Origin of the sequence: Buttiauxella sp. WJP83, assembly GCF_027594725.1 — a bacterium.
GTDB classification, from domain to species: Bacteria; Pseudomonadota; Gammaproteobacteria; order Enterobacterales; family Enterobacteriaceae; genus Buttiauxella; species Buttiauxella selenatireducens.
On the sequence record NZ_CP110080.1, the window covers coordinates 2233143 to 2259479 of the forward strand.

Genomic DNA, 26337 nt, shown 5'->3' on the forward strand with positions numbered 1-26337 from the left:
GTATCGCTATGAGTTTTAATATCGCCCTCAACTTTGAAGATGGGGTCACGCGTTTTATTAGCTGCAACACAGGCGAGAAGATCCTCGATGCCGCGTATCGTCAGAAAGTGAATCTGCCGATGGACTGCTCCGATGGGGTATGCGGAACCTGTAAGTGCCACTGTGCCAGCGGAGAATACGCGTTAGGCGAGGATTTCCTCGAAGAAGCGCTGTCCGAAGAAGAGAACCAACAGCGCCAGGTGTTGACCTGCCAAATGGTTCCACAATCTGACTGCGTGATAGACGTGCCGGTACCCGCATCGGCGTGCAAAACTGGGATCGGCAGCTTTCAGGCTACCGTCATCCGCAGTAGCACACTGTCATCCAGCGCCATTGAACTGGTGGTTGAGCCAGAAAAGGGTATCGACTTCTTACCCGGGCAATATGTGAATATCCAGGTGCCAGGCACCGCGCAAGTACGTGCATACTCGTTCAGTTCGTTACCCGGCGATACCCACGCCAGTTTCCTGATTCGCAATGTGCCGGACGGCCTGATGAGCACCTGGTTATTACAGCACGCTAAAGCGGGAGAACCGCTGACGCTGACTGGCCCGATGGGCAGTTTCTATTTACGCCCCGTGCAGCGACCGATAGTCATGCTGGCAGGCGGCACGGGCCTTGCGCCATTCCTCGCGATGCTGAAAAAACTGGCGAAAAGTCCAGTTAATCAACCGATTACGCTGTTATACGGCGTCACAAAAGAGAACGATCTTGTGATGACCGATGCGCTGGATGAACTGGCGCAACGGTTGCCGAATTTCAGCTGGCTCCCCGTGGTCACCGATGCGGGATCGGCCTGCGCCCAAAAAGGGTTCGTTACCGATCACTTTAACGATGCGTTGCTCAATGATGGCGACGTGGATGTTTATCTTTGTGGCCCGCCGCCGATGGTTGATGCGGTATTACGGACGTTACAGGAACGCCAGATAACACCTGCCAGCTTCCATTATGAAAAATTTGCCCCAGGTAAGACAGCCGAGCAGTCTGCGGCTGCATAAGGAGAAAAGATGCGATTCCAGAACAAAGTGGCCGTCATCACCGGTGCGGCGCAAGGTATCGGCCGCCAGGTCGCAGAGCAAATGGCTCGCGAGGGGGCGCGTCTGGTGTTAATCGACCGGGCGCAATACGTTTTTGAATTGGCTGAAAACCTGCGCCAACAGGGCAGCAACGTGCTGGCGCTGGAAGCCGACCTGGAACAATGGGAGAGTACGGAACACGCCATTGCCCAGGCACATCAACATTTTGGCCAACTGGATATTCTGGTAAACAACGTGGGTGGCACCATCTGGGCGCGACCGTATGCAGAATATCAGCCGGAACAAATTGAAGCGGAGATTCGCCGCTCGCTTTTCCCGACACTTTGGGGATGCCGAGCGGTGCTACCGTATATGCTCAAACAGCAGCGCGGTGCCATTGTGAATGTTTCCTCAGTGGCGACGCGCGGGGTTAACCGCGTGCCGTATTCCGCGGCAAAAGGTGGAGTGAACGCCATTACACAATCCCTGGCAATGGAGTACACCGGCAGTGGGATCCGTATTAACGCCACTGCACCAGGAGGCACAGAAGCGCCAGCCCGCCTGACGCCGCGTAACCATGAGCAAGCCAGCGAACAAGAACAGCTGTGGTATCAACAAGTTGTCGACCAAACCAAAGACAGCAGCCTGATGCACCGCTATGGGACACTGGTTGAGCAGGCGAACGCAATCTTATTTCTGGCAAGCGACGACGCCAGCTATATCACGGGGACTATTCTGCCGGTTGGTGGAGGTGATTTAGGGTAACTATACCCGTCATTCTTTATCAGATTTGCGATTAATAGAAACTCAGGGCCGCTAGCGGGCCCTGATGGTTTTACTTTTTCACGGCCAGCAATACGGAAGACGCTTTGATCAAGGCAATTAAACGGCTGCCATTTTTCAGGGCCATTTCATCGGCGGCTTCATTGGTGATAACCGACGTTAATTCGCTGCCACCATCAATCGTAATATTCACAGTGGTATTTACCGCGCCGCGCAGCAAAGAAAGCACGCTACCTGCGAATTGGTTACGAGCAGAAAACTGGTAACCACAATCTTCTGTTGCCAGCATGACCCACGGCGCTTTGATCAGCGCAATCGCTTCTTTACCGGGTTTCAGCCCTAATGCTTCCCGGCTTGAGCGGGTCACAACTGCCACCAGCTTACCGCCACCATTGAGCGTCAATTCAACTTCGTCATTGACCGCGCCATCAGCGATATGGCTTACCGTGCCGGTAAGTTGGTTTCGTGCGGAAATAGTCATTTGTTCTCCAGCGTATTATTTAAAGTGCGAGTTAATCGTAGAACATCACGAAGTGATTTCAATCAGATTACCGTCTGGGTCTGAAATCACGGCTTCGTAGAATCCGTCACCCGTCCAACGCGCTTCGTGAACCAGCGCACCCAGCGGCTTAAGGCTGGCAACCAATTTATCGACTGCTTCGACAGAACCGAGGCTAATCGCAATATGCGCCCAGCCGGTGCGGTTATCTTCACGAGCGGGTTTGTCGACAAGGCCTGGCAACGTCATCAACTCCAGTGCTGGGCCACTCGCGAGCGTCACAAAATGGGAGATAAAACCTTCACGACGCTTCGAGTGGTAAGCCTCCCCAACATGCGCGTTGAAATGCTCGCGCCAAAAAGCACAAGCATCCTCGAGGTTATTGGTCCACAGGGCAATATGAGCAACCTGCATTTTTTACCTCCATCCATATGAAATTTCGATAATTGAGTAAATTTGACTGGTGGCACCACCAGCGCATTTACACGCTGTCTACACTAAAAAAATGTCCGGTTATGGTATCGCAGGTGCTCGCCCTCAGGTGCCACGAAGTCGTTCTTTACTGCGCGGTATATCACAACCTGGTGAAATTTCTTGCCGCCGCCCTGTCTGGTATATAGCCGCAGACTATTGTTTTTATACGGGGATTTTTTCCACTTTCGGCACTGATATCCCATGGTGTGCCGCCTTTATCTTCAGACAGGAGTAGCAGCAATGCGTACAAAACAGGCTATATGGTCTCTCTCCACACTCTGTTTGACCGTGCTTTCAGCACAGGCGGCAGGGCTTCCGGACAAACTCGGCGCGGGTGAAGGGCAACTCGATATTATTGCCTGGCCGGGTTACATCGAGCGCGGCGATACCGACAAAGCGTATAACTGGGTAACCGATTTCGAAAAAGAAACCGGCTGTAAGGTCAACGTAAAAACTGCCGCTACGTCTGACGAAATGGTCAGCTTGATGGCGAAGGGCGGTTATGACCTGGTTACCGCTTCGGGTGACGCTTCGTTACGCCTGATTATGGGCAAACGCGTGCAGCCAATTAACACAGCACTGATCCCAAACTGGAAAAACGTCGATCCGCGGCTGGTGAAAGGCTCGTGGTTTAACGTCGATGGCAAAGTGTACGGCACGCCGTATCAGTGGGGACCAAACCTGCTGATGTACAACACCAAAACCTTCCCAACGCCTCCAGACAGCTGGAGTGTGGTGTTCGTCAAACAAAACTTACCTGACGGTAAAACCAACCAGGGCCGCGTACAGGCCTATGACGGGCCAATCTACATCGCCGATGCCGCGCTGTTCGTGAAAGCCACACAACCGCAGTTGGGCATTGACGACCCGTATCAATTAACGGAAGAACAATATCAGGCGGTGCTGAAAGTGTTGCGCGATCAACACGGCCTGATTCACCGCTACTGGCATGACACCACCGTTCAGATGAGCGACTTCAAAAACGAAGGTGTGGTGGCGTCCAGCGCCTGGCCGTATCAGGCCAACGCCCTGAAAGGTGAAGGCCAGCCGATTGGCACGGTATTCCCTAAAGAGGGGGTCACAGGTTGGGCGGATACCACCATGCTCCACGCTGATGCGAAACACATGAACTGCGCCTACAAATGGATGAACCACTCGCTGACACCGAAAGTTCAGGGTGATGTGGCGGCGTGGTTTGGCTCTCTACCAGCGGTAGTTGAAGGGTGTAAAGCCAGTACGTTACTGGGAGACAAAGGCTGCGAAACCAACGGCTTTAATTACTTCGATAAGATCGTGTTCTGGAAAACGCCAATCGCCGAAGGCGGTAAATTCGTGCCGTACAGTCGCTGGACACAGGATTACATCGCAATTATGGGTGGCCGTTAAGCCTGGAGGAGTTATGTCGTACGCTGTGCAGTTTCATAACGTCTCGCGCCTGTATGGTGATGTGCGAGCCGTCGATAATGTCTCGATTGATATTGAAGACGGGGAGTTTTTCTCCATGCTCGGGCCATCTGGCTCGGGCAAAACCACCTGCTTACGTTTGATCGCCGGTTTTGAACAGGTCACTTCCGGCGAAATCGCGATTTTTGGTAAACCGGCACAAGACGTGCCGCCTTATCAACGCGACGTCAACACCGTTTTCCAGGATTACGCACTGTTCCCGCATATGACGGTACTGGAAAACGTTGCTTATGGGTTGATGGTGAAAGGTGTGGATAAAAAAACGCGGCTCGCCAAAGCGCAGGAAGCGCTTGAGCGCGTGGCTCTGGGTTTTGTTCACGCCCGCAAACCGTCACAGCTTTCAGGGGGGCAGCGCCAGCGAGTGGCGTTAGCCCGTGCACTGGTGAATCGCCCACGCGTGTTGTTGCTCGATGAACCCCTTGGTGCGTTGGATCTTAAACTTCGCGAGCAGATGCAGGGCGAGCTGAAGAACCTCCAGCGTGAACTTGGGATCACCTTTATTTTCGTCACCCATGACCAAAGTGAAGCGTTGTCGATGTCCGACCGTGTGGCGGTGTTCAATAACGGACGTATCGAACAGGTTGATACACCACGCCAGCTGTATATGAAGCCGCGCACGGCGTTTGTCGCAAGCTTCGTGGGCACCTCAAACGTGCTGCAACCCGCGCTTTCCGGCAAAGTGTGCGGGGAGGAAACGTTATTTTCCCTGCGCCCTGAACATATCGTTCTGAGTGATCAACCGAGTCAGGGTCATGAAATTCGCGTCAACGGCATGATCCAGGAAATCCACTATCAAGGTGCGGCGACGCGATTTGAACTGCGCCTTGCCGGTGGTGAAAAGCTGTTGGTCAGTGAGGCGAACCCGCAACGTGTTATCAGCGAAGAACGCTATCAAATCGGCCAGCAGGTCACCGCAGTTTGGCCCCGTGCGGCGATGGTTGCACTGCAGGGGGAAGGATGAAATGGATATGAGTCTTCCTGCCTCCCATGCTGACAACCGCCTGATGCGGCGCGTTGCCACGTTCTTGTGGCAACGCCCGGGATTCTGGCTGGCCTTATTACTGTTGCCGCCACTGCTGTGGTTTGGCGTCATTTACCTTGGTTCATTACTGACGCTGCTGTGGCAAGGGTTTTACACCTTCGATGATTTCACGATGTCGGTCACGCCGGACCTGACGTTCGCCAACATTGCAGCTCTGTTTAATCCGGCGAATTACGACATCATCCTGCGCACCCTGACAATGGCGATTGCAGTGACGCTCGCCAGTGCGGTGTTGGCATTTCCGATGGCGTACTTTATGGCGCGTTACACCAGCGGCAAGCTTAAAGCGTTTTTCTATATCGCCGTGATGCTGCCGATGTGGGCCAGCTACATTGTTAAGGCGTATGCCTGGACATTGCTGCTCTCACGCGACGGTGTGGCGCAATGGTTCCTGCAAAATATGGGGCTGGAGCCGCTGCTAAATCTGATGCTGACCATTCCGGCCGTCGGTGGCAATACGCTTTCTACTTCCGGATTTGGGCGCTTTCTGGTGTTTCTCTACATCTGGCTGCCGTTCATGATCCTGCCGATTCAGGCCGCGCTCGAACGTTTACCTCCGTCATTGTTACAGGCGTCGGCGGATTTAGGCGCGCGCCCGGCTCAGACCTTCCGTCATGTGATTTTGCCTCTGGCGATTCCGGGTGTGGCTGCCGGTTCAGTGTTCACCTTTTCCCTGACACTCGGTGATTTTATTGTGCCGCAACTGGTGGGCCCGCCGGGATACTTCATTGGCAATATGGTGTATTCCCAACAGGGGGCGATTGGCAATATGCCGATGGCTGCCGCGTTTACGCTGGTGCCGATTGTTCTGATCGCCATTTATCTTTCACTGGTGAAACGACTGGGGGCTTTCGATGCACTCTGAACGCGCACCGTTATTACTCAAAATTGCGGCCTGGGGCGGGGTCATCTTCCTGCATTTCCCGCTGCTGATCATTGCGCTTTACGCGTTTAACACCGAAGAGGCGGCTTTCAGTTTTCCTCCCAAAGGGCTGACGCTGCACTGGTTCAGCGTGGCAGCGTCGCGAGGGGATATTCTCGACGCTGTGACGTTGTCACTTAAAATCGCCGCGCTGGCAACACTACTTGCGTTGATACTTGGCACTCTTGCCGCCACCGCATTATGGCGACGAGAATTCTTTGGCAAAAACGCCATCTCATTGCTACTGCTGTTACCCATCGCATTACCGGGAATTATTACGGGTATCGCGTTATTAACGGCGTTCAAGATGATGAACTTTGAGCCAGGTTTTCTGACCATTGTGGTCGGCCATGCCACATTTTGCGTCGTGATTGTGTTTAACAACGTTATAGCCCGTTTCCGTCGTACCTCATACAGCCTGATTGAAGCGTCGATGGATTTGGGGGCCGACGGCTGGCAGACCTTCCGCTACGTCATTTTACCCAATCTGGGGTCGGCGTTATTAGCCGGGGGCATGCTGGCGTTCGCGCTGTCATTTGATGAAATTATTGTCACCACCTTTACGGCCGGACATGAGCGCACGCTGCCCTTGTGGTTACTCAACCAACTTGGGCGGCCGCGTGAAGTGCCGGTGACTAATGTGGTGGCGTTAATGGTGATGCTGATGACCACCATTCCGATTTTAGGGGCGTACTGGCTGAGCCGTGGCGGCGATGAAGTTGCGGGCAGCGGTAAATAACGTTGAGAAGGTATCACTATGCAAAACAAATTATTAATTAACGGCCAATTAGTGGACGGCCAGGGCGAGAAATTGCCGGTCTGGAATCCGGCAACGGGAGAAGTGCTGCTCGAGATTGCCGAAGCCACGCCGAGCCAGGTTAATGACGCAGTACTGGCTGCGGATAACGCCTTCGCTACCTGGGGGCAAACTACCCCGAAAGAGCGTGCGGAACATCTGCTAAAACTGGCTGACGTTATCGAACAGCATAGTGATGAGTTTGCCCGCCTTGAATCCCTTAACTGTGGGAAGCCATTCCATTGCGTGCTGAATGATGAAATTCCGGCTGTGGTGGATGTGTTCCGCTTCTTTGCGGGTGCCAGTCGTTGCCTGAATGGGCTGGCTGCGGGGGAATATCTCAGTGGCCATACGTCGATGATCCGCCGCGATCCCGTTGGCGTGGTGGCGTCGATCGCCCCGTGGAACTACCCGTTGATGATGGCGGCCTGGAAACTCGGCCCGGCACTTGCCGCCGGGAACTGCGTTGTGATTAAACCGTCCGAAATCACGCCGCTTACGGCCTTTAAACTCGCAGAACTGGCGAAAGATATTTTCCCGGCAGGTGTAATTAACGTGCTGTTTGGGCGTGGGCAGACGGTCGGTGATGTGCTGACCGGTCATACAAAGGTGCGCATGGTATCGTTAACCGGCTCGATTGCGACTGGCGAACATATTATCAGCCATACCGCACCGTCGATTAAACGCACCCATATGGAGTTGGGCGGTAAAGCACCGGTGATTGTCTTTGATGATGCAGACCTTGATGCGGTGGTCGAAGGTGTGCGTACTTTTGGTTATTACAACGCCGGGCAAGACTGCACCGCGGCATGTCGGATCTACGCGCAAAAAGGAATTTACGACAAACTCGTTGAGAAACTGGGTGAAGCGGTCAGTAGCCTGAAATACGGTGCACCTGAAGAGGAGTCCACCGAACTCGGGCCGTTGAGTTCTGCCGCACACCTTGAGCGTGTCAGCAACGCGGTGAACGCCGCCAAAGCGCTACCACATGTCAAAGTGGTGACGGGTGGTGCCAAAGTAGAAGGGGCAGGATATTACTTCCAGCCAACGCTGCTTGCGGGTGCGAAGCAGGAAGATGACATCGTGCAGAAAGAGGTGTTTGGCCCGGTTGTCAGCGTCACGGTGTTTGATGACGAAGAGCAGGTGTTGGGCTGGGCTAACGATTCCAGCTACGGCCTGGCGTCTTCCGTCTGGACAAAAGATGTAGGCCGCGCCCATCGCCTCAGCGCTCGTTTACAGTATGGCTGTACGTGGGTGAATACCCATTTCATGTTGGTGAGCGAAATGCCACACGGCGGGCAAAAACTCTCAGGCTATGGCAAAGACATGTCGCTGTTCGGCCTGGAAGATTACACCGTGATTCGGCATGTGATGATTAAGCATTAGCGTATTGAAAGTAGCAACTCACCCCGTCAACTTTAGTTGACGGGGTGGGGAATTAACTCAACGGGGGATAAATACAGTTTTTCCCGGCGGCCTTTGCCTGATAAAGGAATTGGTCAGCAGCCGATACTATTTCATCTATCGAAGCATATTCCGTTGAATGGGCAATTCCGCAACTAAAAGTAACGAAGAGGTTTGGCTCTCGCCATTTCCGCTGATTTACGGTATATCGCCAGCTATCAATAAGTTCATAACATTCGGCAAAAGGTAAATCGCACATTAAGGCGACTAATTCTTCACCACCAAACCGGTAGATAGAATGTAGACCCGAAAATCGTTCTGCACCTATTTTGCTCACGTTTTTTAAAACACTATCACCAGTTTGATGTCCAAAAGTATCATTAATTTTTTTGAAGTTATCTAAATCGATCATGGCCAAATGGAATGGCTTCTCGGCATTAAACAGATTAAGAATATCCTGCTCAAACTTCCTACGCGAACCAATTTGAGTCAGCGGATCGGTAGTCGCAGCTTGAACCGCTTCCTTTAGCGTTTCATTTTTTTTGGCTATTCCTTTACACAACCCTTCAAGGTTGCGTGGCATTTCACTCACGTCATTATCGTTAATATTTAAATAAAGCATGTCTATCCACTGCTTAAAATACACTCTGGCAATAATGGCGATGATGAGATAGCAAAGCATACAGCCAAGCATGATGTACATCAAAACACTGTAAGAGTTATTTAGCAGTTTATTATATTGCTCATTATCAACGGTGGCGAACGCTACCCAATCTGGGTTTTGAAATGCCTGATAAAAGACAATTTGTTTACTCTCTTTATCCCGAAAGTAACCGCTCGACTCTGTTACTTCGCTTAGCCAAGAAGCAGGCACTTTTCGGCTGAAGATCTCCTTTGGATTGGTAATCATGATTATTGAGCCATCCATTGCCGCAACCATATAGCGGCCTTCGTAAGGAATGACCATCCCCTTCAACGTGGCGCTAAGCGCGCTAAGGTTGAGGTCTAATGCCACGTTACCAATAAAATCCAGCTGTCGGTCAAAGAGATTCATACTGACTGTGATGGTGTTGACATCATTATTGGGTGCAACATTTTTATTAGCACTAATGTACGGGTCAGAGAAGTAGATAACATCTTTCATACCATCTACAGGAAACCACGGGCGTTGGCTTGGTTTATAGTTTTTATATTCTCGGTTAGGGTAAATTCTATAGTTATCATGGTCGTCAGACAAAATGATATTCAAAAAAATATCATTGGCATTAATTAATGAAGGCAACAGGGCGTTTGATTCTGGACGCCCAGAGGAGATGCTTTCCGTAATATCTTCTTTATTCATTAATGCTGAAAGCGAGGTGAATAAAGTGTTAATTTTTCTAACAGGAACTTCGATGCTGGCATGAGACGCGTTCTTGGTAAATCGAAACATTGTCTCTTTGAAGTTACTTTCAGCATTGGATTTAATGTATAAAAAAGAATAAATTGAAATCAATACAAATGGTGCAATCACAACAATAGCAGTTATTACCAATGCTTTTTTAGATGTTAATTTGAACATAGATTAAGTATTTTAACTATTTTGAGGTTTGTACGTGAAAATCCATGCACTTTGTAAAACTATTATCTTAGCCAATGTTTAGAATGGCAAGGTAATTCAATTATCCGAATGTTACAGGAAACCAGAAGGTTTAATCAGGCTTAACCATAAAGGGTTATTTGAAGATAAAGCATAAAAAAATGCACATTTGTGCTTTTTATTTAATCTAAAATCATGAGCAATGCTTATCTAACTATTTTAGAACTGGAAGACTAAATTCCAATTAATGCTTTTTTATTGTAATGGATTTGTATGATAAATTAGAAGTAATTGCTATATGTTTAGCGTGTTATTTTTAAGGCGGTAATTATTAGGTCGCTAGTTAATGGGGTATTAGCAAAAAAAGACATCGGTAGGGCGAACTGGTCACCCTACCGAAATCCGTTAATGATCAAGATACAGATAGTGCATCCAGCTCGTCATTCGCAGTAGCACCTTACGCATCACAGAAACATGGGTAAAGTGGTCGGAATAGACGGCAACCTGGGCAAAAATACCATCTGGTAACGCATCGACTTGTGCATTTGGCGCAAGCTCAATGACCGCCAACACGCCGTCACTCCCCGGAGTGAGCGTCAGTGATTGCAGCGTCCCCTGGGCCTGATAAGAACCACCTGGAACGACAGGTAAAATGGAGGTGAGTTTACCTGGGAATACCTGCCCTGGTAGCGCATTAAAGACCACTTCGGCTTCATCACCTGCTTCTAAACGCAACAGCGAGTTCTGTCTGAATTGCGCAACAATCTGGCGTTTTTGTTTTGGAATAAACACCATCACCGGCCGTAATGGCAGGGCTGCCGCGTAGGTCCCTGGGCGGATCAGCACTTGTGTCACGTAGCCATCACTCGGCGCTCGAACAATGGTCTGGTTGAGGTTGTATTCAGCTTCATTCAGTTGGGCGCGTAAGCTGACAATTTGCGATTGCTCTCCATTGACCATGCTGTCTAACTGACTTTTGATTTGCGACTGCTCGGCAACCGAACCTTTTACCAGTGCATCCTGAGCAAGGTAGTTCTGCCGGGCGTTATCAATATCGCTCTCAGAAAAAGGGTTGACCCGCGCTTTACTGCCCTGAAGGTAGCGTTGGTAATCTTTAAACAATCTGTCGCGTTCGGCACTAACACGGGTTGTATTGGCAATGGCAGCATCAAGTTCCGAGCGGAGTGACTCAGTGCCATGAATGGCAGTGGTTAAATCAGCCTTAAGTCTGTCGACACGAGCCTGATAGCGAGTGGGTTCTAATTTAAATAGCACGTCTCCTTTTTTAATCATCGTATTTTGTTTATCGGTCACTTCACTCACAATCCCTGTCACTTGCGGTGTGATTGGAATTGAAATAACTGCTTTTTGCGCCAAAAAAGTATAAGGGTGGTTGTAGTTCATTAATAAAATCAGTGCGCCAATTAAAAACACTCCTCCCAATGCAGCGGTTGGTACTGTCCATTTATTTACAGGTATTTTAAATATTTTGAATATTGACCATGCAATAGCTACATATGTCAGGATAATGAGTAAATCCATGATATTACTCCGATGGAGTTATTTTATTGTCGCCTAACTTTTGCTCCAGCTCAGAAACCCTTTGCTGTAACGAAGCCAATGATACTTCTGAGTTTTGCTGCATTCCCCAGCCACGTTCTGGTCGATAGAGCGTGGCCCAAATCCATAAGAACGGCCATATAACATGTAGGGTAAACAAGCTCACCCAACCGGCGACGTGGATAGCATCGGCGTGGGGGTGATTACGAGATTTAGCAATAAGATAAGGAATGTCGTGAAGAATAATGATCCCGTAGAAAATAACGAGAAAGACAAAAATAAGCACACCAAGGGCGAAGTAATTAAGAAACATAAAGACCTCATACTAATAACTACAGTTCTTTACTAAAGATAGTCGCTATCTATACTACGGGTACTGAATTATGTAAATTTACTCTTTTGCTTTAAATTCCACATCTTATGAGGTGGATGGCGCCTGTGTATATCTTTATACTAATCATTTATGCGTATAAGCGCGGCGCCACCCAGGGTTTTCTCTTGCCAATTACTCCGTTTCGTCTCGAATGTCGGTCGTGGCACCATTCTTCTGCACCGACTCAATTCCTTTTTGCGCGGCAGCTTTCGATGAATACATCTCACTTTGGGCAATAATCTGTCCGTTTGATGCCTTTAACACGAAATAAAATGGCTCAGCCGTCGCTTTCGTTGATTTCTTTAAAACGTAGTGTCCCATAAAAAATCTCCGCTTTACCCCAGACCCTTTGTCTGTGGAATAGGGTAAATATAGTGCATTCACCAGGCGAGGCGGAAGGTGGGAGAAAGTGGTGGCAAAAGCTTGATCTGCGTCATAAATAAGAGCATATTTTGCGGCAGGTTTTTCAGATGTAAAAATTTATAAAAATGACCCTTTATCAGAGTATGTTAGTTTTTTATGCCGCAATGTCGTTTGTAACCGGTTTTATCACCTGGTTTTTGGCTAAAGATACGAAACGAATTAAACTGTTAAGTTCTGTGCTGGTGGGAGCCACCTGGCCGATGAGTTTTCCGGTCGCGTTGATGTTCTCGTTGTTCTAATTTGTTTTACGTTTTTTGCCGGAATGCACAATGAATGACATTACTTTTTTTCAGCGTTTTGAGAGTGATATCGTAGCCGGTCGCAAAACCATTACGCTACGTGACGCTTCCGAATCACACTTTACGCCGGGCCAGCAGCTGCGCGTCGGGCGTTACGAAGATGACGTCTATTTTTGCACCATTGAAGTGATAAGCGTAACGCCGGTAATGCTCGACGAACTGACGGAGGAGCATGCTCGCCAGGAAAATATGACGCTGCCTCAGCTTAAAGAGGTGATTGCTGATATTTATCCGGGTTTGACGGCGCTTTATGCGATTGTTTTTAGGTTGGTTACAGCAGCTTAAAAAAACAAAGGAAGGGGAGTTTCCCCTTCCTGAATACGCCCCTGGCTATTGACTAGCTTTCTTCAACATCTGATACAACTCATCTTTTAGCCGCAACTTCTCTTTTTTCATCTGTACGACTCTTTCGTTGTATCCCGTCCCTTGCGGCCCTCCCTTGCGTAAAATTTCATCGTCGAGCTGATTGTGCTTGTCAAACAAGCTGAGGAAACGCGGGTTAGCGGATTTTAATTCGTTAATCAATTCACGGTACTCAGGAAACATTGCAAACCTCCTGGACTGTTATTTGGGGTAGGTGATGAATGGTATATGACCTGGCAGTTGCTGCCACTTGCAGTGTAGGCACCGCTGGCTGCGAATTGGAAGCATAGCTTGGTAAGGGTTTGTCAATTTGCGATCCACGAGGCGCGTTAACAATTTCGAATAGAATTTCGCCACTTCACACCTTGCGTAACGGCAAAAATTGATAACGACAATCTCAATTGCATGTGCTAAAACATAGTTATGATATATCTTAGTAACGCAAAAGTGAGAACCGAATGACCCTACAAACTAAACCTAACCTTCCTCAACGCGTAAAAAATGACCTCAAATTCCGTCAGTTAACCGTCAAAAGCAAAGAGACCGTTGCGGGCTGTTTTTATCGCATTGTTTTTAGCAGTCCAGAATTAGCGGGGTTCACCTCACGGGGATTTGATGACCATGTGAAAGTGTTTTTCCCGCCAGAAGACGGTGATTTTATTCGTCCGTCAGTGACTGACGAGGGAATTGTATGGGGGGAAGGCCAGCGTCCACTCTCCCGCGATTACACACCGCTGGCATTTGATGCCACGCGTAACGAATTGACGCTGGATTTCTACATTCACGACGGTGGCGTCGCAAGCCTGTGGGCTGGAAACGCAACGGTTGGCGACACGCTCTTAATTGGCGGACCGCGTGGTTCACTGGTGGTTCCGACCGATTACGCATTTCAGCTCTACATCTGTGATGAAAGCGGGTTACCTGCCGTTCGTCGTCGTCTGCTGTCGTTACCAGAACACATTGTTCCCACCGTGCTGGTTAACAGCCAGCAAACACAAAGCCTCGAGTATCTGTGTGAATTTCATCACGCACAGATTCACCGGCTTGATACCGAATCTATCGCTAAACACATCAGCACGATTGACTTCCCGGAGAGCGACTATTTTGTCTGGGTCACCGGAGAAGGCCACGATGTGAAACAACTGAGCGATGCACTGCTGGAAACTCACGGTCTGGACGCGGATTACGTGCGTGCTGTGGCTTACTGGCATCACAAATAAGGAAACTGATATGAGAATCCATCAACTACATCAACAATTTTGTGCGAAACATGAACGCCACGAAAGACACGGTTTGCACGGTGGTCATCACGGCCATGACCATAACGAAAAGGGCTGCATGGGCGGCGGTAAAGGGCGTATGCGCCGTGAGCGCTTGTTTGACGCCAATGACATCCGTCTGCTGATCCTCCATTTCCTCTCAAGCAACATCGCGCACGGTTACGAGTTGATCAAATCTATTGAGGCGATTGCAAAAGGCGAATATGTACCAAGTCCCGGGATTATCTATCCGAACCTCTCTTTGCTTGAGGAGATGGGGTTGATTACGGCCGTGCAAAGTGACAGCAGTAAGAAAGCGTGGATGCTGACTGAAGAAGGGCACGCGTCACTGGCCGAACAGCAAGATGAACTCAGCCATGTGATTGCACGTCTTGAATCGTTAGGCGTACTGGGGGACAACCGCCGTATCCCGGAAATACAGCGGGCGATTCATAATTTCAAAGTTGCGCTTAACACTAAACTCGGCCAAACCGATCTGCCTAAAGAGACGTTGTACAGCATCATCGATACGTTAGATCAGGCGGCTAAAGACATCGAACGGAGTTAATTTCTCTTTTTCTCTGCAATGAAGCATAAAGTTTTGAGTGTATTTGCCGAAACTCTATGCTTCTGTTGTCATGAGAACGAAAGAGCATGTTAAATCGCATAAAAGTTGTAACCAGTCTTCTCTTTGTGCTGGGTTTATTTGGTGTCTTACAGATGACGTCCGGTGGGTTGTTCTTCAACGCGCTAAAAAACGACAAAGAAAACTTCACGGTGCTGCAAACCATTCGCCAGCAGCAGTCCACGCTCAACGGTAGCTGGGTGGCGTTATTGCAAACCCGTAACACGCTGAACCGTGCGGGCATCCGTCATATGATGGATACCAACAATATTGGTAGCGGCGCGACAGTCAATGAGCTGATGCTCATCGCCAGCCAATCGTTAAAGCAGGCGGAAAAGGAGTGGGCTGAGTATGAAGCATTGCCACATGACCCGCGCCAAAGCGAACAATCCATCAATGAAATCAAGCGTAATTACGATATTTATCACGGCGCACTCGCTGAGCTGATTCAATTGTTGGGTGCGGGGAAAATTAACGAATTCTTCGACCAACCGACGCAGAAATACCAGGATGGCTTTGAGAAAGAGTACGTCAGTTATCTGCAACAAAATGACCAGCTGTATCAACAAGCGGTAGACGACAATAATCAGTCTTACTCGCAGGCTATTTGGATCCTTGTTGTGATTCTGGCGCTGGTCGCCGCGGCGATTGTCACCGTCTGGCTGGGCATCAAGAAAACCTTGATTGAACCGTTGCATCGCCTGATTGAAAGCATTCGTCATATTGCCAGCGGTGACCTGGTGCGTACGATTGATGTGGAAGGCACCAATGAGATGGGGCAACTGGCCGCCACCTTACGCCATATGCAGTCTGAACTGATGAGCACGGTAAGTGATGTGCGTCATGGCGCGAACGCGATTTATAGCGGTGCCAGCGAAATTTCTATCGGTAACAACGATCTCTCTTCCCGTACTGAGCAACAAGCCGCTTCGCTTGAAGAAACCGCTGCCAGTATGGAAGAGTTGACCGCAACGGTGAAACAGAATGCGGAAAATGCACGTCAGGCCAGCCAACTGGCATTGAGTGCTTCCGAAACCGCGCAGAAGGGCGGCAAAGTGGTAGATAACGTGGTGCGCACCATGAACGACATCGCCAGTAGCTCGAAGAAAATTGCCGACATTACTAGCGTGATTGATGGTATTGCCTTCCAGACCAACATCCTGGCACTGAATGCCGCTGTTGAAGCCGCACGTGCGGGTGAGCAAGGGCGTGGTTTTGCGGTGGTTGCCGGTGAAGTGCGTAACCTGGCGCAGCGCAGTGCGCAGGCCGCCAAAGAGATCAAAGGCCTGATCGAAGATTCCGTCAGCAAAGTGGATACCGGTTCAACGCTGGTTGAAAGTGCAGGCGAAACCATGGGTGAAATTGTTAATGCAGTGACCCGTGTGACCGATATCATGGGCGAGATCGCGTCGGCATCAGATGAGCAAAGCCGTGGGATCGACCAGGTTGGGTTGGCGGTTTCTGAAATGGACCGTGTAACACAGCAGAACGCCGCGTTGGTTGAAGAGTCTGCCGCAGCCGCTTCAGCACTTGAAGAACAGGCCAGCCGTTTGACTCAGGCGGTTGCTGTATTTCGTATTAATCAGGAAGTAAGAACTGAACCCCGCAGCGTCGAGCCAAAACTCACACTTGCACCGACGATGGTTCGTAAGACCGCCGTCAGCGAGTCAAACGAGAATTGGGAAACGTTTTAAGTCTTCAGGCGGGTAAGCATCGTATTACCCGCCATTTTTTGGCATTAAATCTGTGCTTCATCCAGACGCATCAACCGATCCAGCCGCTGGTGGTAACAACGCAGCGTCGCTTCCACATCTTTTACTGGCATAAACGACTCACGGTAGACCGCATCCACAATGCGACTCTCTTTTTGCAAATCGTGAAGCAATTTAACGATGAGTTTATCCGTCATGCCCATGCTCAAACCGAGCGCATGGAAATCCATTCCCAGATATTCGCCATAAGCCGTTTTAAAACCCGGTGCCAGTTCGCGGTCGCCTTCTTCACATGATAATAGCGGCAGTGCCATAAACCCCGAGCTAAAAATAGCGGGATAGGGTGCAACAGAGACAAAATCATAAACCGGTGAGAGCGACGGCTCCCCGATTCGCGGGTGAATCAAGCCAAAATTGCGCAGGTGCATATCGTTGTTCCCCAACAAATACGCATAAGCAATGCGTCGGAACAGATCGACTTTAAACGCGATGTTGCTATTCACATGTTGAGTCAGAAACTCAGCCAGCTGCTGATAACTCACATACTGCTTTCCGTCACTGCCCGTTTTCCCGTACTTTTCGCCCACATTCATTGCCGCATCAAGCTGTTCCTGATGAATGGCCGCACCGGTTTGTCTGTCCCGGTCGAAACGGCGGATAACAAAGGCTAATTCGCGGGGTTCATCCTGCTCGGGCGCAAAACTTACCAGGCCGTGCGGCGGTACATCAAACCCCAGTCGTGCCATCAGCGTCATGGTGGCATGTTCATTCTCGGCCAGATGGGGGAATTCCGCGGGAGAGGGTTTGAGAATGTACTCACCCTGGTGCTCTACCACGGCAAACTCCCCATCCTGCACAACCATCTGAAGCTTAGGTTGATAGCCGGAGATACTCATGCCGCGCTGGGCTTTCGGCAATTCATGAATAAATTCACTGCGCGTAAAACTCAGTTTAGGATTCACTTTGCCGGAGCCAGTCAGATGTCTCAGACCTTTGGTCGAATAACCGGACTCTTGCTCTTTGGCCTGCACCAGCGGAGTTAAAAGAATGTGGCAACGCGGGGGTAATCCCATCATTAATCCTCCTGAATGTTGACCAGTTGCACCGCACCTATCAGGTTTTTACCGTTATCGATAAGCATCCCGAGAAGGTCATGTTCGTCGCGCTGTTGCAGTTGGCTGTAACGCTTTTTCAACCACCCCTCTGGTGCCAGAGAGGAGAAAAAAGGGGGTAAGGTTTGGCTGCGAAAACGGCCGACACGCACCGGCAAGCTCAGTGACAGCGGCGGGCCGATATAGTCAGCGCGATAACTAAATTCATAACCGTCGTTATCCTGGCGCAATTCACCCACCGGCTCGCCGTATAACCACACCTCTACACGGCGGCGCATAATTTCACACCTAATGCTTCAGCGACACGTAACACGGTGCCAAATTTGACCTGCTCGGGATCTTTAAACAGGCGTTTGAGCGTTGAAGCTGACACTCCAGTTTGTAGCTCAAGCGTCGCAAGATCGATATCCAGCGCTTTGCGGCGCAGATTCAGTTTTTGCCCCAGTTGTGCTGAGGTCGCGATAACCTGCTCGTCGATCAGGCTATCTGATTCTTGCGCCCGTAACGTCACGGCTTTTTTTACGTCATTCAATAATTCGCTCATGGTTTGCAATTTGTCTGCGAGCGTGTCGGTGTTGTAGTTCATAAATGACCTTAAATTCATATAAAAGAACAGCAATGGGTTTTATGTGAGCTTAATATGATTTTGTGTATCACATATGACCCATTATTTAATTTTTTAATAAAAATGGTTCATTTACGGTCTTTTGTCAATCTTATGGGTCAAAAAGAGTCTATTTTGTTTCTGGATTAATAATTTTAGACCCTTTATGAGCTATTTGATGACGTCGAAATCTGGCTTATCCAGTTTTTGGCTAACCAAATGTAAATTAATTGTTTCACTCATATGAATGGAAACCTTATTAATGAAGGCATGTTAATCAACACGAGTTTGTGGCATGTCATATCGAATCAGCCTGCTGGATAAAAGCCCGGTCGCGAAGGACGATACTCCTGGCGACGCCCTGAAACACACGCTGCATCTGGCTCAGCTTGCAGAGGCCTGGGGTTATCACCGCTTCTGGATTGCCGAGCACCATAACACCTCAAGGCTGGCAAGCCCGTCACCGGAACTGCTTATTGCATGGATAGTCGGGCAAACCCAGCGTATTCGTGTCGGTTCAGGTGGGGTGATGTTGCAACACTACAGCCCTTACAAAGTGGCGGAAAACTTCAATCTGTTGGCAAGTCTTGCGCCGGGTCGAGTTGATCTCGGCGTGGGTAAAGCGCCAGGCGGATTACCTCTGTCGACCCAGGCGTTGCAGCGCGGTGGGCAGGATAAAGCGTCATTTGCCGACAAACTTACCGAGCTTGATAACTGGCTTGCGTTGCCAGCCGCACCAGACGAAGAAGAAACCTTACGCGCCACACCGGTTCCTGCACGCGGTGCCGATCGTTTTTTGCTGGGCGCAAGTCTTGAAAGTGCAGCCCTTGCCGCAAGCCTTGACTGGAACTTCGTTTATGCCGCGCACCTGAATGGCGATAAAAACTTAATGCGTCAGGTGCTGACGGCCTGGAGCAGTAAAAGCCAGCGTGACACGGTGGTGGCCGTGCAGGTGATTGTCGCACCAGACGAGGAAAAAGCGGCTGAACTGGCGAGCCTGGTGGAAATCTGGAGCGTCGAACTGGAAAACAGCCAGCGTGTGAGCGTGGCAAGCGAAGCTCAGGCTCATGCATTTTCTCGTCAGGCGGGTAGCGCCATCAAAAAAATCGAACGCCGTGAACCCTCGCTGCTTAAAGGTATCGCGCAGACGGTTCATGCGGGTCTTGCCGCATTAAGCCAGGAATTTGGTATCGACGAATTCATTATTGATACTCCCATTGCCGATCCTGTGGCACGTATTGAGTCGTTGCGCTTGTTGGCAGGCGTTGATCTGGAATCTCCCGTATCTCATTTTGCGGCCGAACATGAAGCCTGGTAAGGGGAAACCGATGACAATCGCGGCGCAGACATTCAAAGAACAGCTCATCAACTGGCGACGCGAGTTGCACCAGAACCCGGAGCTGTCTGGCAAGGAAGTGGAGACGACAGCAAGGATCCGTCACTGGCTGGAGTCAGCAGGGTTACGTTTGTTGCCGTATTCACTCGCCACAGGTGTCGTGGCTGAAGTCGGACAAGGGGAAAAGGTGATTGCGCTGCGTGCCGATATTGACGCGCTGCCCATTCAGGAAACCAGTGGCGTGCCGTTTAGTTCAATACATGATGGTGTGATGCATGCCTGCGGGCATGATGTTCATAGCAGCGTCATGCTGGGTGCCGCACTGCTGTTAAAAGAACGGGAGGCGGAATTATCCGGGCGCGTCCGTCTGTTGTTTCAACCGGCAGAAGAAAACTTCACGGGGGCGAAGGCGCTGATTAAGGCCGGTGCGCTGGAAAACGTGTCCGCTATTTTTGGCATGCATAACGAGCCTGGCTTACCGGTAGGCACTTTTGCCACCAGAGGCGGCGCATTCTATGCCAACGTCGATCGTTTTGTATTACGGGTGCGGGGCAAAGGCGCACACGCTGCGCGTCCACAAGAGGGTAATGACGCCATCGTGATTGCCAGCCAACTGGTGATTGCCCTGCAAACTATAGCCAGTCGCAATATCGATACGCTGGATTCTGTCGTGGTCAGTGTGACGAGAATACAGGGGGGAAATACCTGGAATGTGTTGCCGGAAAGCGTCGAACTGGAAGGAACCGTGCGCACGCATCGCGACGATATTCAGCAGCAGGTTGAGAAACGAATCAGTGAGATTGCCGCCGGTTTAGCCAGTGCGTTTGGCGCACAAATTGAAGTGGAATGGTTCAACGGGCCAATAACATTGAATAACGATGACAAATGGGCGGCGTTTGCGATGCAGGCCGCAAAAGATGCAGGTTACCAGACACAAACCTCTGAACTGCATATGGGCGGCGAAGATTTTGCCGTCTATTTGCAAACTATCCCCGGTGCGTTTGTCAGCATTGGCAGCAACAGTGCATACGGGTTACATCATTCGGCCTTTAATCCGGATGAAGCATTAATTGAAGGTGCAGCAAGATATTTCGCCACACTTGCTGAACAGGCGCTACTCGCAAACTAAATATTCGGAGCATCAATATGTCAAACAACAGACAATTGCGCCTGGGAACCATCCTGCATGGCGCTTCAGGAAATATGTCGGCATGGCGCCATCCGGCGGCTATTCCCGATGCCAGTATTAATTTTGATTTTGTAAAAGAGACAGCGTTAAAAGCCGAGCAGGGCAAACTCGATTTTTTATTTGTCGCAGACGGTTTATATATTAACGAAAAATCTATTCCTCATTTTTTGAATAGATTCGAGCCATTAACGGTGCTGTCGGCATTAGCCAGCGTCACCACGCATTTAGGTTTGGTCGGCACGTTATCGACCTCCTATAGCGAACCGTTCACCGTGGCACGCCAGTTTGCAAGCCTTGACCATTTAAGCAAAGGGCGCGCGGGCTGGAACGTGGTGACTTCACCGCTGGAAGGCTCGGCAAAGAACTTCTCCCGTGACAAACATCCCGAACACGCGCTGCGGTATCGCATTGCCGATGAATACCTGGATGTCGTGAAAGGGCTATGGGATTCCTGGGAAGAAGACGCGTTTATTCGTAATAAAGAAAGCGGACAATTCTTTGATTCGAATAAATTACACACGCTGAATCATCATGGCGATTTCTTTAAAGTAGCAGGGCCGCTGAATATTTCCCGTACACCACAAGGCCGACCGATTGTATTCCAGGCTGGCGCATCAGATGACGGTAAGAAATTAGCCGCGCATCATGCTGACGCTATTTTTACTCATCACGATACGCTTGAAGAAGCACAGCATTTTTATCGTGATGTAAAAGGGCAGCTGGAAAATTATGGCCGTCATGCGGACGATTTGAAAATATTCCAGGGCGTGAGCGTCATTGTCGGCAAAGATGCAGATGACGTCGAACAGCAATATCAAACCACGGCGGCATTGGTATCGATAGAAGACGCCTTGAACTATCTTGGCCGCTATTTTGAACATCACGATTTCAGCCAATACCCGCTTGATGAGCCGTTCCCTGATATCGGCGACCTGGGGCAGAACAGCTTCCGCAGTACCACTGATGAAATTAAACGTAACGCCCGTGAACGTAATCTGACCTTGCGCCAGGTCGCACTGGAAGCGGCATCACCGCGTCCGCGTTTTGCGGGCACCGCCCAGCAAGTCGCTGATGGGTTGCAGCATTGGTTTGAAAGCCATGCCGCCGACGGTTTTATCATTCAGGGCGGCACACCCGACACCTTCCCACGCTTTGTGGATGAAGTGGTTCCGGTGCTGCAAGTGCGTGGTTTATTCCGCAAAGAATATCCAGGCACCACTCTGCGTGAAACGCTGGGGTTAGCGGCACCGACCAACCAATTTAAAAAAACCACCCTTTAAAACACACAACAATAAAAGAGAACCTGCTATGCAAAAATCATCGCTCATTCTGGCTATCGCTCTGGCACTTTCGTCGGCACACGCTCTGGCGCAGGACGTCACGATTAACGGCACCGGCGTCAGTATTGAAGCCAATAAAACGCCCATCAATACCGTGGTGAACCCGCAGGCTGTTGCACAACTGCCAAAAGATTATCGCTTTGCCGTACCGGGTAAATTCACTGTGGCGGTCGCCGGGCTTAATCAACCGCCGCTGACGGTATTTTCTGACGACAACAAAACGCTGCTCGGGAGCGAAGTGGATATTGCACGTCTGGTGGCAGACAGCTTAGGGCTTGAGCTCAACGTGGTGCCGACGTCATGGGAAGACTGGCCACTGGGTGTGGCGTCTGGCAAATACGACGCGGCCATCAGCAATATTACTGTGACCAAAGATCGCAAACAGAAATTCGACTTTGCCACCTATCGTAAAGACTCGCTGGGTTTCTACGTGAAAGCAGACAGCCCATTTAAAACGATTGAGAAAGCAGAAGATATCGCCGGGCTGCGCATTATCGTTGGCTCCGGAACCAATCAGGAATCTATTTTGCTGGCGTGGAACGAAGCCAACCTGAAGAAAGGGCTTAAACCTTTCACGCCGGTTTACACCAAAGACGATGCCGCACAAACCCTGGCTTTACAGTCTGGCCGAGCTGACGCGTACTTTGGCCCGAACGTCATCGGCGCATGGAAAGCGGCACTTAATCAGAAAACAAAGTTAGTTGGAGTAGTTGATGGCGGTTGGCCGAAAGCGGCACACATTGCTGTCACGCTGAAAAAAGAGAGCGGCCTGGTTGAACCGGTACAAACCGCGCTCAATGGCGTTATCAAGAACGGCGATTACAACAAAGTGCTGAGCCGTTGGGGGGAAAGCGTTGAGAAAATCCCTGCCTCCGAAATTAACCCTGATGGCCTTGGCGATTAAGGAGGGGTCTATGCGCGAACAATTTCGTGATGTTTCCCCGGAAGCACCGGAGCTCCAGCCGATTATTACCGGTTTATTTGGTGAGTATGAGGCGCGTTATGGGGACTATTTTTCCCGTGACGCCGAAGTGGAACTCACCGAGTGGTATCTGGCACCGCAAGGGTTATTCATTGTTCTGGAACGAGATGGCGAGATTATTGCTACCGGTGCGTATAAGCCATTCGATGAACATACCGCTGAAATCAAACGCATCTGGACTCATTCCTCATTGCGCAAACAAGGGATTGCGCAGCGCATGATGCGTGAACTGGAAAGCAGGGCGCAGATTGCCGGTTACAGCCACGTTTATCTGACTACCGGCTTTCGTCAGCCGGAAGCGGTGAAGCTGTATCTGAGCCTCGGTTATCAACCGCAGTTCGATATTCAGCGCAACCCAGAAGAATACAGCGTGGCACCGTTCGACGGGCGTCTGCGTTTTACCAAAACGCTGGCTCGTCTGAGCAAAACGGCCTGAGGAATGATCATGACTAGACTATCAACCCCACCATCAACCATTAAAGTCGTTCCGGCGCGTTATCCGCTACGAACACTGGGTGCTGTTGTCGCACTGTTTGTGCTGGCGATTGTCATTCAGTCGGTGGCGTTTAACCCGCGCTGGGAATGGAGCGTGTTTGCGCGCTGGCTCTTCGATCCGGTCATTCTTGAGGGGCTGGCGCAAACCTTATTGTTGACGCTGATTGGCACCGTGCTCAGCGTGATATTGGGTGGTTTGCTTGCGCTCGCCAGGCTTTCATCGTCATGGCTGCTCAATAGCCTGGCGTGGGGTTATATCTGGCTGTTCCGGTCGCTGCCGCTGATCGTGGTGCTGATCATTCTCTATAACTTCTCGTATCTCTACGACACGCTTTCAATTGGTATCCCGTTTACTCAAATCAGCTGGGGAAGCTACCAGACGATTAACGTGCTCGGGCAGTTTTCTACTGCTGTAGTCGGGCTGACGCTGGTGCAAAGTGCGTATACCGCTGAGATTATTCGCGGCGGCTTTTTGGGGGTTGATCACGGGCAGTATGAAGCGGCAGCGGCATTAGGGTTACCCGCATGGCGACGCACACTGCGTATTATTTTGCCACAGGCGTTACGCACCATTTTACCTTCCGGTTTTAACGAAATTATCAGTCTCGCAAAAGGCACGGCGATGGTTTACGTGCTGGCAATGCCAGAGCTGTTCTACACCATTCAGATGATCTACAACCGCACCCAGGAAGTGATCCCGCTGCTGATGGTCGGTGCGGTCTGGTATCTGGTGATCACCAGCGTGCTTTCGCTGATTCAACACCTGGTCGAACGTTGGTTGGCACGCAGTGAACGCCGCTCCGCCATTAATCAACAAAGCCCGGTGCGCCACGCGTCACGTCAGCCGGTACTGCAAACTCAGGAGGCCGCTCATGTCCCACTTCCATAGCCAAACTGGCCACATTTCGATTACTGGTGTCAGTAAATACTTTGGCCGCCACAAAGCGCTGGATAACATTTCGCTGGAGCTGGAACCTGGCTCGGTGACGGTGATTCTGGGGCCGTCTGGCTCGGGTAAATCCACGCTGCTGCGCGCCATTAACCACCTTGAGCGCGTTGACGAAGGCTTTATTCAGATTGATGGCGATTACATTGGCTATCGCCAGGCGGGCGATAAGCTGTATGAACTGAAGGAAAAGGAGATCCTGCGCCAGCGAGTGAACGTCGGTTATGTGTTCCAGAACTTCAATTTGTTCCCGCATCTCACGGTGCTGGAAAACCTGATTGAAGCGCCGATTGCCCATAAACAACTCAATCGTAAGCAAGCCATTGAGCAGGCCTATGAGCTGCTGGATGTCGTGGGATTACGCAATAAAGCGGATGCCTGGTCGCGTCATCTTTCCGGTGGGCAACAGCAACGTATTGCTATTGCTCGTGCGCTGGCATTGCGTCCTCGCGTGATGCTGTTTGATGAACCGACTTCTGCACTCGACCCGGAGCTGGTGGGGGAAGTGCTGGACGTGATTAAAAAACTGGCACGTTCGGGTACGACGCTGGTGGTGGTGACGCATGAAATCGGTTTTGCCCGGGAAGTGGCGGATAACGTGGTGTTTATGGTGGACGGAAAAATTGTGGAACAAGGTAGCAGCGACGAGGTGCTTAACCATCCGCAACACTCACGAACGCGTCAGTTTTTATCTAAGGTTCTATAAGGAGCAGGCATGAAATTTGTCCCACTGGCGCTATTGATGATGAGCACCACGCTTTACGCACAAGGAAGTCTTGATCTCAAGGCGAATGAACAACCGATTCATGCCGCTAAAGACCCTATTGCTATAAGCAAAATTCCGCAAGGCTATCAGTTTGTTGAGCCAGGCACGCTGACGGTGGCGATTTCCGCGCTTAACTCGCCGCCGCTGGCAATGCTGGCCAGTGATAACCGCACCAGGATCGGCAGCGATCCGGATATTGCCCGTCTGCTGGCTGATAGTTTAGGGCTGAAACTCAAACTGGTCCCGACGGCATGGGAAGACTGGCCGCTTGGTATTACCTCCGGGCGTTACGATGTGGCGCTGGTGAATATTGCGGTGACCGAGCAGCGTAAAACGAAATTCGATTTCGCGACCTATCGCGTCGATTCGCTGGCGTTCTCGGTAAAATCAGACAGTCCGATTCAGAAAATCAGTGGGCCGGCAGATGTTTCGGGTTTACGCATCATTTTAGGTTCTGGCACCAATCAGGAAAAAATCCTGTTGGGTTGGAATGAAATTAATGAACGTGAAGGGCGCAAACCGGCACAACCGATTTATCTGACGGATGACGCTTCCGGCAATTTGTATATTCAGGCGGGTCGTGCGGATGCCACCTTTGGTCCACAAAGTGTGGCAGCTTATAAAGCGGCACTGACCGGAACCACGCGGGTTGTCGGGCTGGGTCCGAAAAAAGCGTATGTCGCCACGACCACCAAAAAAGGGAATGGGCTGGTATACGCGCTGCAAGCTGCACTGGATGGCACGGTGAAACGCGGTGAATACCAACAAGTGCTGGATCGTTGGGGAGAAAAGGGCGAAGAAGTAGCTACGTCTGAGGTGAATCCGCCAGGGATTACCTATCCGTGAATAAGCAAAATTCACAATTTTTGTTACCTTTGCTCCAAATAGTTTAATTAATCATTATCTTCGCGAATCGACGATTTTGATTAAGCCAC

General features: G+C 50.3%; 28 protein-coding genes and 1 pseudogene. 19 read left to right on the forward strand and 10 right to left on the reverse strand.

Annotated features, from left to right (window positions below; genetic code table 11):
* Positions 1-8: 8 nt before the first annotated feature.
* On the forward strand, positions 9-1037 hold the full coding sequence (gene benC / locus OH773_RS10390) for a benzoate 1,2-dioxygenase electron transfer component BenC (RefSeq protein WP_270145452.1): 1029 nt from the start codon (positions 9-11) through the stop codon (positions 1035-1037).
* Between the two features lie 9 nt (positions 1038-1046).
* On the forward strand, positions 1047-1820 hold the full coding sequence (gene benD, locus OH773_RS10395; protein ID WP_270145454.1) for a benzoate diol dehydrogenase BenD: 774 nt from the start codon (positions 1047-1049) through the stop codon (positions 1818-1820).
* Between the two features lie 70 nt (positions 1821-1890).
* On the opposite strand, the gene OH773_RS10400 is transcribed toward benD, so the two are convergent.
* On the reverse strand, positions 1891-2319 hold the full coding sequence (locus tag OH773_RS10400) for a TOBE domain-containing protein (RefSeq protein ID WP_270145457.1): 429 nt from the start codon (positions 2317-2319) through the stop codon (positions 1891-1893).
* A 45-nt stretch (positions 2320-2364) separates the two neighbouring features.
* Complete coding sequence (locus OH773_RS10405) at positions 2365-2751, reverse strand: VOC family protein (protein ID WP_270145459.1); 387 nt, start codon at positions 2749-2751, stop codon at positions 2365-2367.
* A gap of 300 nt (positions 2752-3051) precedes the next feature.
* Between OH773_RS10405 and ydcS the strand changes: the two genes are divergently transcribed.
* The 5 genes from ydcS to patD are packed head-to-tail and all read left to right on the forward strand — an operon-like array spanning position 3052 to position 8421.
* On the forward strand, positions 3052-4197 hold the full coding sequence (gene ydcS / locus OH773_RS10410) for a putative ABC transporter substrate-binding protein YdcS (protein ID WP_270145461.1): 1146 nt from the start codon (positions 3052-3054) through the stop codon (positions 4195-4197).
* 13 nt (positions 4198-4210) lie between these two features.
* Positions 4211-5236 carry an ABC transporter ATP-binding protein gene (locus OH773_RS10415; RefSeq protein WP_270145469.1) on the forward strand — a complete coding sequence of 342 codons (1026 nt, stop codon included), beginning with the start codon at positions 4211-4213 and terminating at the stop codon, positions 5234-5236.
* Between the two features lie 7 nt (positions 5237-5243).
* Complete coding sequence (locus tag OH773_RS10420) at positions 5244-6182, forward strand: ABC transporter permease (protein WP_270145472.1); 939 nt, start codon at positions 5244-5246, stop codon at positions 6180-6182.
* The gene (locus tag OH773_RS10425) at positions 6172-6978 is read left to right on the forward strand and encodes an ABC transporter permease (protein ID WP_270145474.1); all 807 of its coding nucleotides are present in this window, start codon (positions 6172-6174) and stop codon (positions 6976-6978) included. Before OH773_RS10420 ends, OH773_RS10425 begins: the two co-directional genes overlap by 11 nt.
* Before the next feature lie 18 nt (positions 6979-6996).
* A complete protein-coding gene (gene patD / locus OH773_RS10430; protein WP_270145477.1) occupies positions 6997-8421 on the forward strand; it encodes an aminobutyraldehyde dehydrogenase in 1425 nt (474 codons plus the stop codon).
* 52 nt (positions 8422-8473) lie between these two features.
* Here patD and OH773_RS10435 read toward each other — a convergent pair whose 3' ends face one another.
* The 4 genes from OH773_RS10435 to OH773_RS10450 form a co-directional block, all read right to left on the reverse strand.
* Positions 8474-10000: a sensor domain-containing diguanylate cyclase gene (locus tag OH773_RS10435; protein ID WP_270145480.1), complete on the reverse strand. Its 1527-nt coding sequence runs from the start codon at positions 9998-10000 to the stop codon at positions 8474-8476.
* 423 nt (positions 10001-10423) lie between these two features.
* Positions 10424-11560 carry an HlyD family secretion protein gene (locus OH773_RS10440; protein WP_270145482.1) on the reverse strand — a complete coding sequence of 379 codons (1137 nt, stop codon included), beginning with the start codon at positions 11558-11560 and terminating at the stop codon, positions 10424-10426.
* Positions 11561-11564: 4 nt separating this feature from the next.
* Entirely contained in the window at positions 11565-11891 is a 327-nt protein-coding gene (locus tag OH773_RS10445; RefSeq protein ID WP_270145484.1) for a DUF3302 domain-containing protein, read from the reverse strand.
* Positions 11892-12083: 192 nt separating this feature from the next.
* Entirely contained in the window at positions 12084-12272 is a 189-nt protein-coding gene (locus tag OH773_RS10450) for a YegP family protein (RefSeq protein ID WP_183270253.1), read from the reverse strand.
* A 167-nt stretch (positions 12273-12439) separates the two neighbouring features.
* Here OH773_RS10450 and OH773_RS10455 point away from each other — a divergent pair, with 167 nt between their 5' ends.
* Together OH773_RS10455 and yqfB are read left to right on the forward strand one after the other, a co-directional pair.
* On the forward strand, positions 12440-12613 hold the full coding sequence (locus tag OH773_RS10455) for a GhoT/OrtT family toxin (protein ID WP_270145487.1): 174 nt from the start codon (positions 12440-12442) through the stop codon (positions 12611-12613).
* 30 nt (positions 12614-12643) lie between these two features.
* Positions 12644-12958 (forward strand): N(4)-acetylcytidine aminohydrolase, encoded by a 315-nt coding sequence (gene yqfB / locus OH773_RS10460; RefSeq protein ID WP_270145489.1) that lies wholly within the window; start codon positions 12644-12646, stop codon positions 12956-12958.
* A gap of 45 nt (positions 12959-13003) precedes the next feature.
* On the opposite strand, the gene OH773_RS10465 is transcribed toward yqfB, so the two are convergent.
* Positions 13004-13219 carry a YdcH family protein gene (locus OH773_RS10465; RefSeq protein ID WP_183269289.1) on the reverse strand — a complete coding sequence of 72 codons (216 nt, stop codon included), beginning with the start codon at positions 13217-13219 and terminating at the stop codon, positions 13004-13006.
* A gap of 275 nt (positions 13220-13494) precedes the next feature.
* On the opposite strand from OH773_RS10465, the gene OH773_RS10470 reads away from it, so the two are divergent.
* From OH773_RS10470 to tsr, 3 genes are all read left to right on the forward strand, one after another.
* Positions 13495-14256, forward strand: coding sequence for a siderophore-interacting protein (locus tag OH773_RS10470; protein WP_270145492.1), 762 nt, complete (start codon positions 13495-13497; stop codon positions 14254-14256).
* Between the two features lie 10 nt (positions 14257-14266).
* Complete coding sequence (locus OH773_RS10475; RefSeq protein ID WP_270145493.1) at positions 14267-14863, forward strand: PadR family transcriptional regulator; 597 nt, start codon at positions 14267-14269, stop codon at positions 14861-14863.
* 86 nt (positions 14864-14949) lie between these two features.
* A complete protein-coding gene (gene tsr, locus OH773_RS10480; RefSeq protein ID WP_270145494.1) occupies positions 14950-16614 on the forward strand; it encodes a methyl-accepting chemotaxis protein in 1665 nt (554 codons plus the stop codon).
* Between the two features lie 44 nt (positions 16615-16658).
* Here tsr and OH773_RS10485 read toward each other — a convergent pair whose 3' ends face one another.
* From OH773_RS10485 to OH773_RS10495, 3 genes are read right to left on the reverse strand one after another with little or no spacing between them, the layout of a single operon-like run.
* A complete protein-coding gene (locus OH773_RS10485) occupies positions 16659-17708 on the reverse strand; it encodes a HipA domain-containing protein (RefSeq protein ID WP_270145495.1) in 1050 nt (349 codons plus the stop codon).
* Positions 17708-18022 (reverse strand): HipA N-terminal domain-containing protein, encoded by a 315-nt coding sequence (locus OH773_RS10490; RefSeq protein ID WP_270145496.1) that lies wholly within the window; start codon positions 18020-18022, stop codon positions 17708-17710. Before OH773_RS10490 ends, OH773_RS10485 begins: the two co-directional genes overlap by 1 nt.
* Entirely contained in the window at positions 18007-18330 is a 324-nt protein-coding gene (locus OH773_RS10495) for a helix-turn-helix domain-containing protein (RefSeq protein ID WP_270145497.1), read from the reverse strand. The genes OH773_RS10490 and OH773_RS10495 overlap by 16 nt, the downstream gene beginning before the upstream one ends.
* Before the next feature lie 313 nt (positions 18331-18643).
* On the opposite strand from OH773_RS10495, the gene OH773_RS10500 reads away from it, so the two are divergent.
* The 7 genes and pseudogenes from OH773_RS10500 (at position 18644) to OH773_RS10530 (ending at position 26248) form a co-directional block, all read left to right on the forward strand.
* Entirely contained in the window at positions 18644-19666 is a 1023-nt protein-coding gene (locus tag OH773_RS10500; RefSeq protein WP_270145498.1) for an MsnO8 family LLM class oxidoreductase, read from the forward strand.
* Positions 19667-19676: 10 nt separating this feature from the next.
* A complete protein-coding gene (locus tag OH773_RS10505) occupies positions 19677-20813 on the forward strand; it encodes an amidohydrolase (protein ID WP_270145499.1) in 1137 nt (378 codons plus the stop codon).
* Between the two features lie 17 nt (positions 20814-20830).
* A pseudogene (locus OH773_RS10510) lies at positions 20831-23117 on the forward strand (NtaA/DmoA family FMN-dependent monooxygenase).
* A 10-nt stretch (positions 23118-23127) separates the two neighbouring features.
* Positions 23128-23631 (forward strand): GNAT family N-acetyltransferase, encoded by a 504-nt coding sequence (locus OH773_RS10515; protein WP_183269279.1) that lies wholly within the window; start codon positions 23128-23130, stop codon positions 23629-23631.
* Positions 23632-23640: 9 nt separating this feature from the next.
* Positions 23641-24579 carry an amino acid ABC transporter permease gene (locus tag OH773_RS10520; RefSeq protein ID WP_270145500.1) on the forward strand — a complete coding sequence of 313 codons (939 nt, stop codon included), beginning with the start codon at positions 23641-23643 and terminating at the stop codon, positions 24577-24579.
* Complete coding sequence (locus tag OH773_RS10525) at positions 24563-25342, forward strand: amino acid ABC transporter ATP-binding protein (RefSeq protein ID WP_270145501.1); 780 nt, start codon at positions 24563-24565, stop codon at positions 25340-25342. Before OH773_RS10520 ends, OH773_RS10525 begins: the two co-directional genes overlap by 17 nt.
* Positions 25343-25351: 9 nt before the next feature.
* Positions 25352-26248 carry a transporter substrate-binding domain-containing protein gene (locus tag OH773_RS10530; RefSeq protein ID WP_270145502.1) on the forward strand — a complete coding sequence of 299 codons (897 nt, stop codon included), beginning with the start codon at positions 25352-25354 and terminating at the stop codon, positions 26246-26248.
* The last annotated feature ends 89 nt before the right edge of the window (positions 26249-26337 follow it).

What these genes read in the sequence shown, in the direction of transcription:
- yqfB (WP_270145489.1), top strand. Translation starts at nt 12,644, where the DNA reads ATGAATGACATTACTTTTTTTCAGCGTTTTGAGAGTGATATCGTAGCC.
- OH773_RS10445 (WP_270145484.1), bottom strand. Translation starts at nt 11,891, where the DNA reads ATGTTTCTTAATTACTTCGCCCTTGGTGTGCTTATTTTTGTCTTTCTC.
- OH773_RS10490 (WP_270145496.1), bottom strand. Translation starts at nt 18,022, where the DNA reads ATGCGCCGCCGTGTAGAGGTGTGGTTATACGGCGAGCCGGTGGGTGAA.
- OH773_RS10405 (WP_270145459.1), bottom strand. Translation starts at nt 2,751, where the DNA reads ATGCAGGTTGCTCATATTGCCCTGTGGACCAATAACCTCGAGGATGCT.
- ydcS (WP_270145461.1), top strand. Translation starts at nt 3,052, where the DNA reads ATGCGTACAAAACAGGCTATATGGTCTCTCTCCACACTCTGTTTGACC.
- OH773_RS10435 (WP_270145480.1), bottom strand. Translation starts at nt 10,000, where the DNA reads ATGTTCAAATTAACATCTAAAAAAGCATTGGTAATAACTGCTATTGTT.
- benC (WP_270145452.1), top strand. Translation starts at nt 9, where the DNA reads ATGAGTTTTAATATCGCCCTCAACTTTGAAGATGGGGTCACGCGTTTT.
- OH773_RS10400 (WP_270145457.1), bottom strand. Translation starts at nt 2,319, where the DNA reads ATGACTATTTCCGCACGAAACCAACTTACCGGCACGGTAAGCCATATC.
- OH773_RS10495 (WP_270145497.1), bottom strand. Translation starts at nt 18,330, where the DNA reads ATGAACTACAACACCGACACGCTCGCAGACAAATTGCAAACCATGAGC.
- OH773_RS10440 (WP_270145482.1), bottom strand. Translation starts at nt 11,560, where the DNA reads ATGGATTTACTCATTATCCTGACATATGTAGCTATTGCATGGTCAATA.
- OH773_RS10515 (WP_183269279.1), top strand. Translation starts at nt 23,128, where the DNA reads ATGCGCGAACAATTTCGTGATGTTTCCCCGGAAGCACCGGAGCTCCAG.
- OH773_RS10450 (WP_183270253.1), bottom strand. Translation starts at nt 12,272, where the DNA reads ATGGGACACTACGTTTTAAAGAAATCAACGAAAGCGACGGCTGAGCCA.
- OH773_RS10500 (WP_270145498.1), top strand. Translation starts at nt 18,644, where the DNA reads ATGTCATATCGAATCAGCCTGCTGGATAAAAGCCCGGTCGCGAAGGAC.
- OH773_RS10485 (WP_270145495.1), bottom strand. Translation starts at nt 17,708, where the DNA reads ATGATGGGATTACCCCCGCGTTGCCACATTCTTTTAACTCCGCTGGTG.
- patD (WP_270145477.1), top strand. Translation starts at nt 6,997, where the DNA reads ATGCAAAACAAATTATTAATTAACGGCCAATTAGTGGACGGCCAGGGC.
- OH773_RS10415 (WP_270145469.1), top strand. Translation starts at nt 4,211, where the DNA reads ATGTCGTACGCTGTGCAGTTTCATAACGTCTCGCGCCTGTATGGTGAT.
- OH773_RS10475 (WP_270145493.1), top strand. Translation starts at nt 14,267, where the DNA reads ATGAGAATCCATCAACTACATCAACAATTTTGTGCGAAACATGAACGC.
- benD (WP_270145454.1), top strand. Translation starts at nt 1,047, where the DNA reads ATGCGATTCCAGAACAAAGTGGCCGTCATCACCGGTGCGGCGCAAGGT.
- OH773_RS10465 (WP_183269289.1), bottom strand. Translation starts at nt 13,219, where the DNA reads ATGTTTCCTGAGTACCGTGAATTGATTAACGAATTAAAATCCGCTAAC.
- OH773_RS10420 (WP_270145472.1), top strand. Translation starts at nt 5,244, where the DNA reads ATGAGTCTTCCTGCCTCCCATGCTGACAACCGCCTGATGCGGCGCGTT.
- OH773_RS10530 (WP_270145502.1), top strand. Translation starts at nt 25,352, where the DNA reads ATGAAATTTGTCCCACTGGCGCTATTGATGATGAGCACCACGCTTTAC.
- OH773_RS10505 (WP_270145499.1), top strand. Translation starts at nt 19,677, where the DNA reads ATGACAATCGCGGCGCAGACATTCAAAGAACAGCTCATCAACTGGCGA.
- OH773_RS10425 (WP_270145474.1), top strand. Translation starts at nt 6,172, where the DNA reads ATGCACTCTGAACGCGCACCGTTATTACTCAAAATTGCGGCCTGGGGC.
- tsr (WP_270145494.1), top strand. Translation starts at nt 14,950, where the DNA reads ATGTTAAATCGCATAAAAGTTGTAACCAGTCTTCTCTTTGTGCTGGGT.
- OH773_RS10520 (WP_270145500.1), top strand. Translation starts at nt 23,641, where the DNA reads ATGACTAGACTATCAACCCCACCATCAACCATTAAAGTCGTTCCGGCG.
- OH773_RS10470 (WP_270145492.1), top strand. Translation starts at nt 13,495, where the DNA reads ATGACCCTACAAACTAAACCTAACCTTCCTCAACGCGTAAAAAATGAC.
- OH773_RS10455 (WP_270145487.1), top strand. Translation starts at nt 12,440, where the DNA reads ATGACCCTTTATCAGAGTATGTTAGTTTTTTATGCCGCAATGTCGTTT.
- OH773_RS10525 (WP_270145501.1), top strand. Translation starts at nt 24,563, where the DNA reads ATGTCCCACTTCCATAGCCAAACTGGCCACATTTCGATTACTGGTGTC.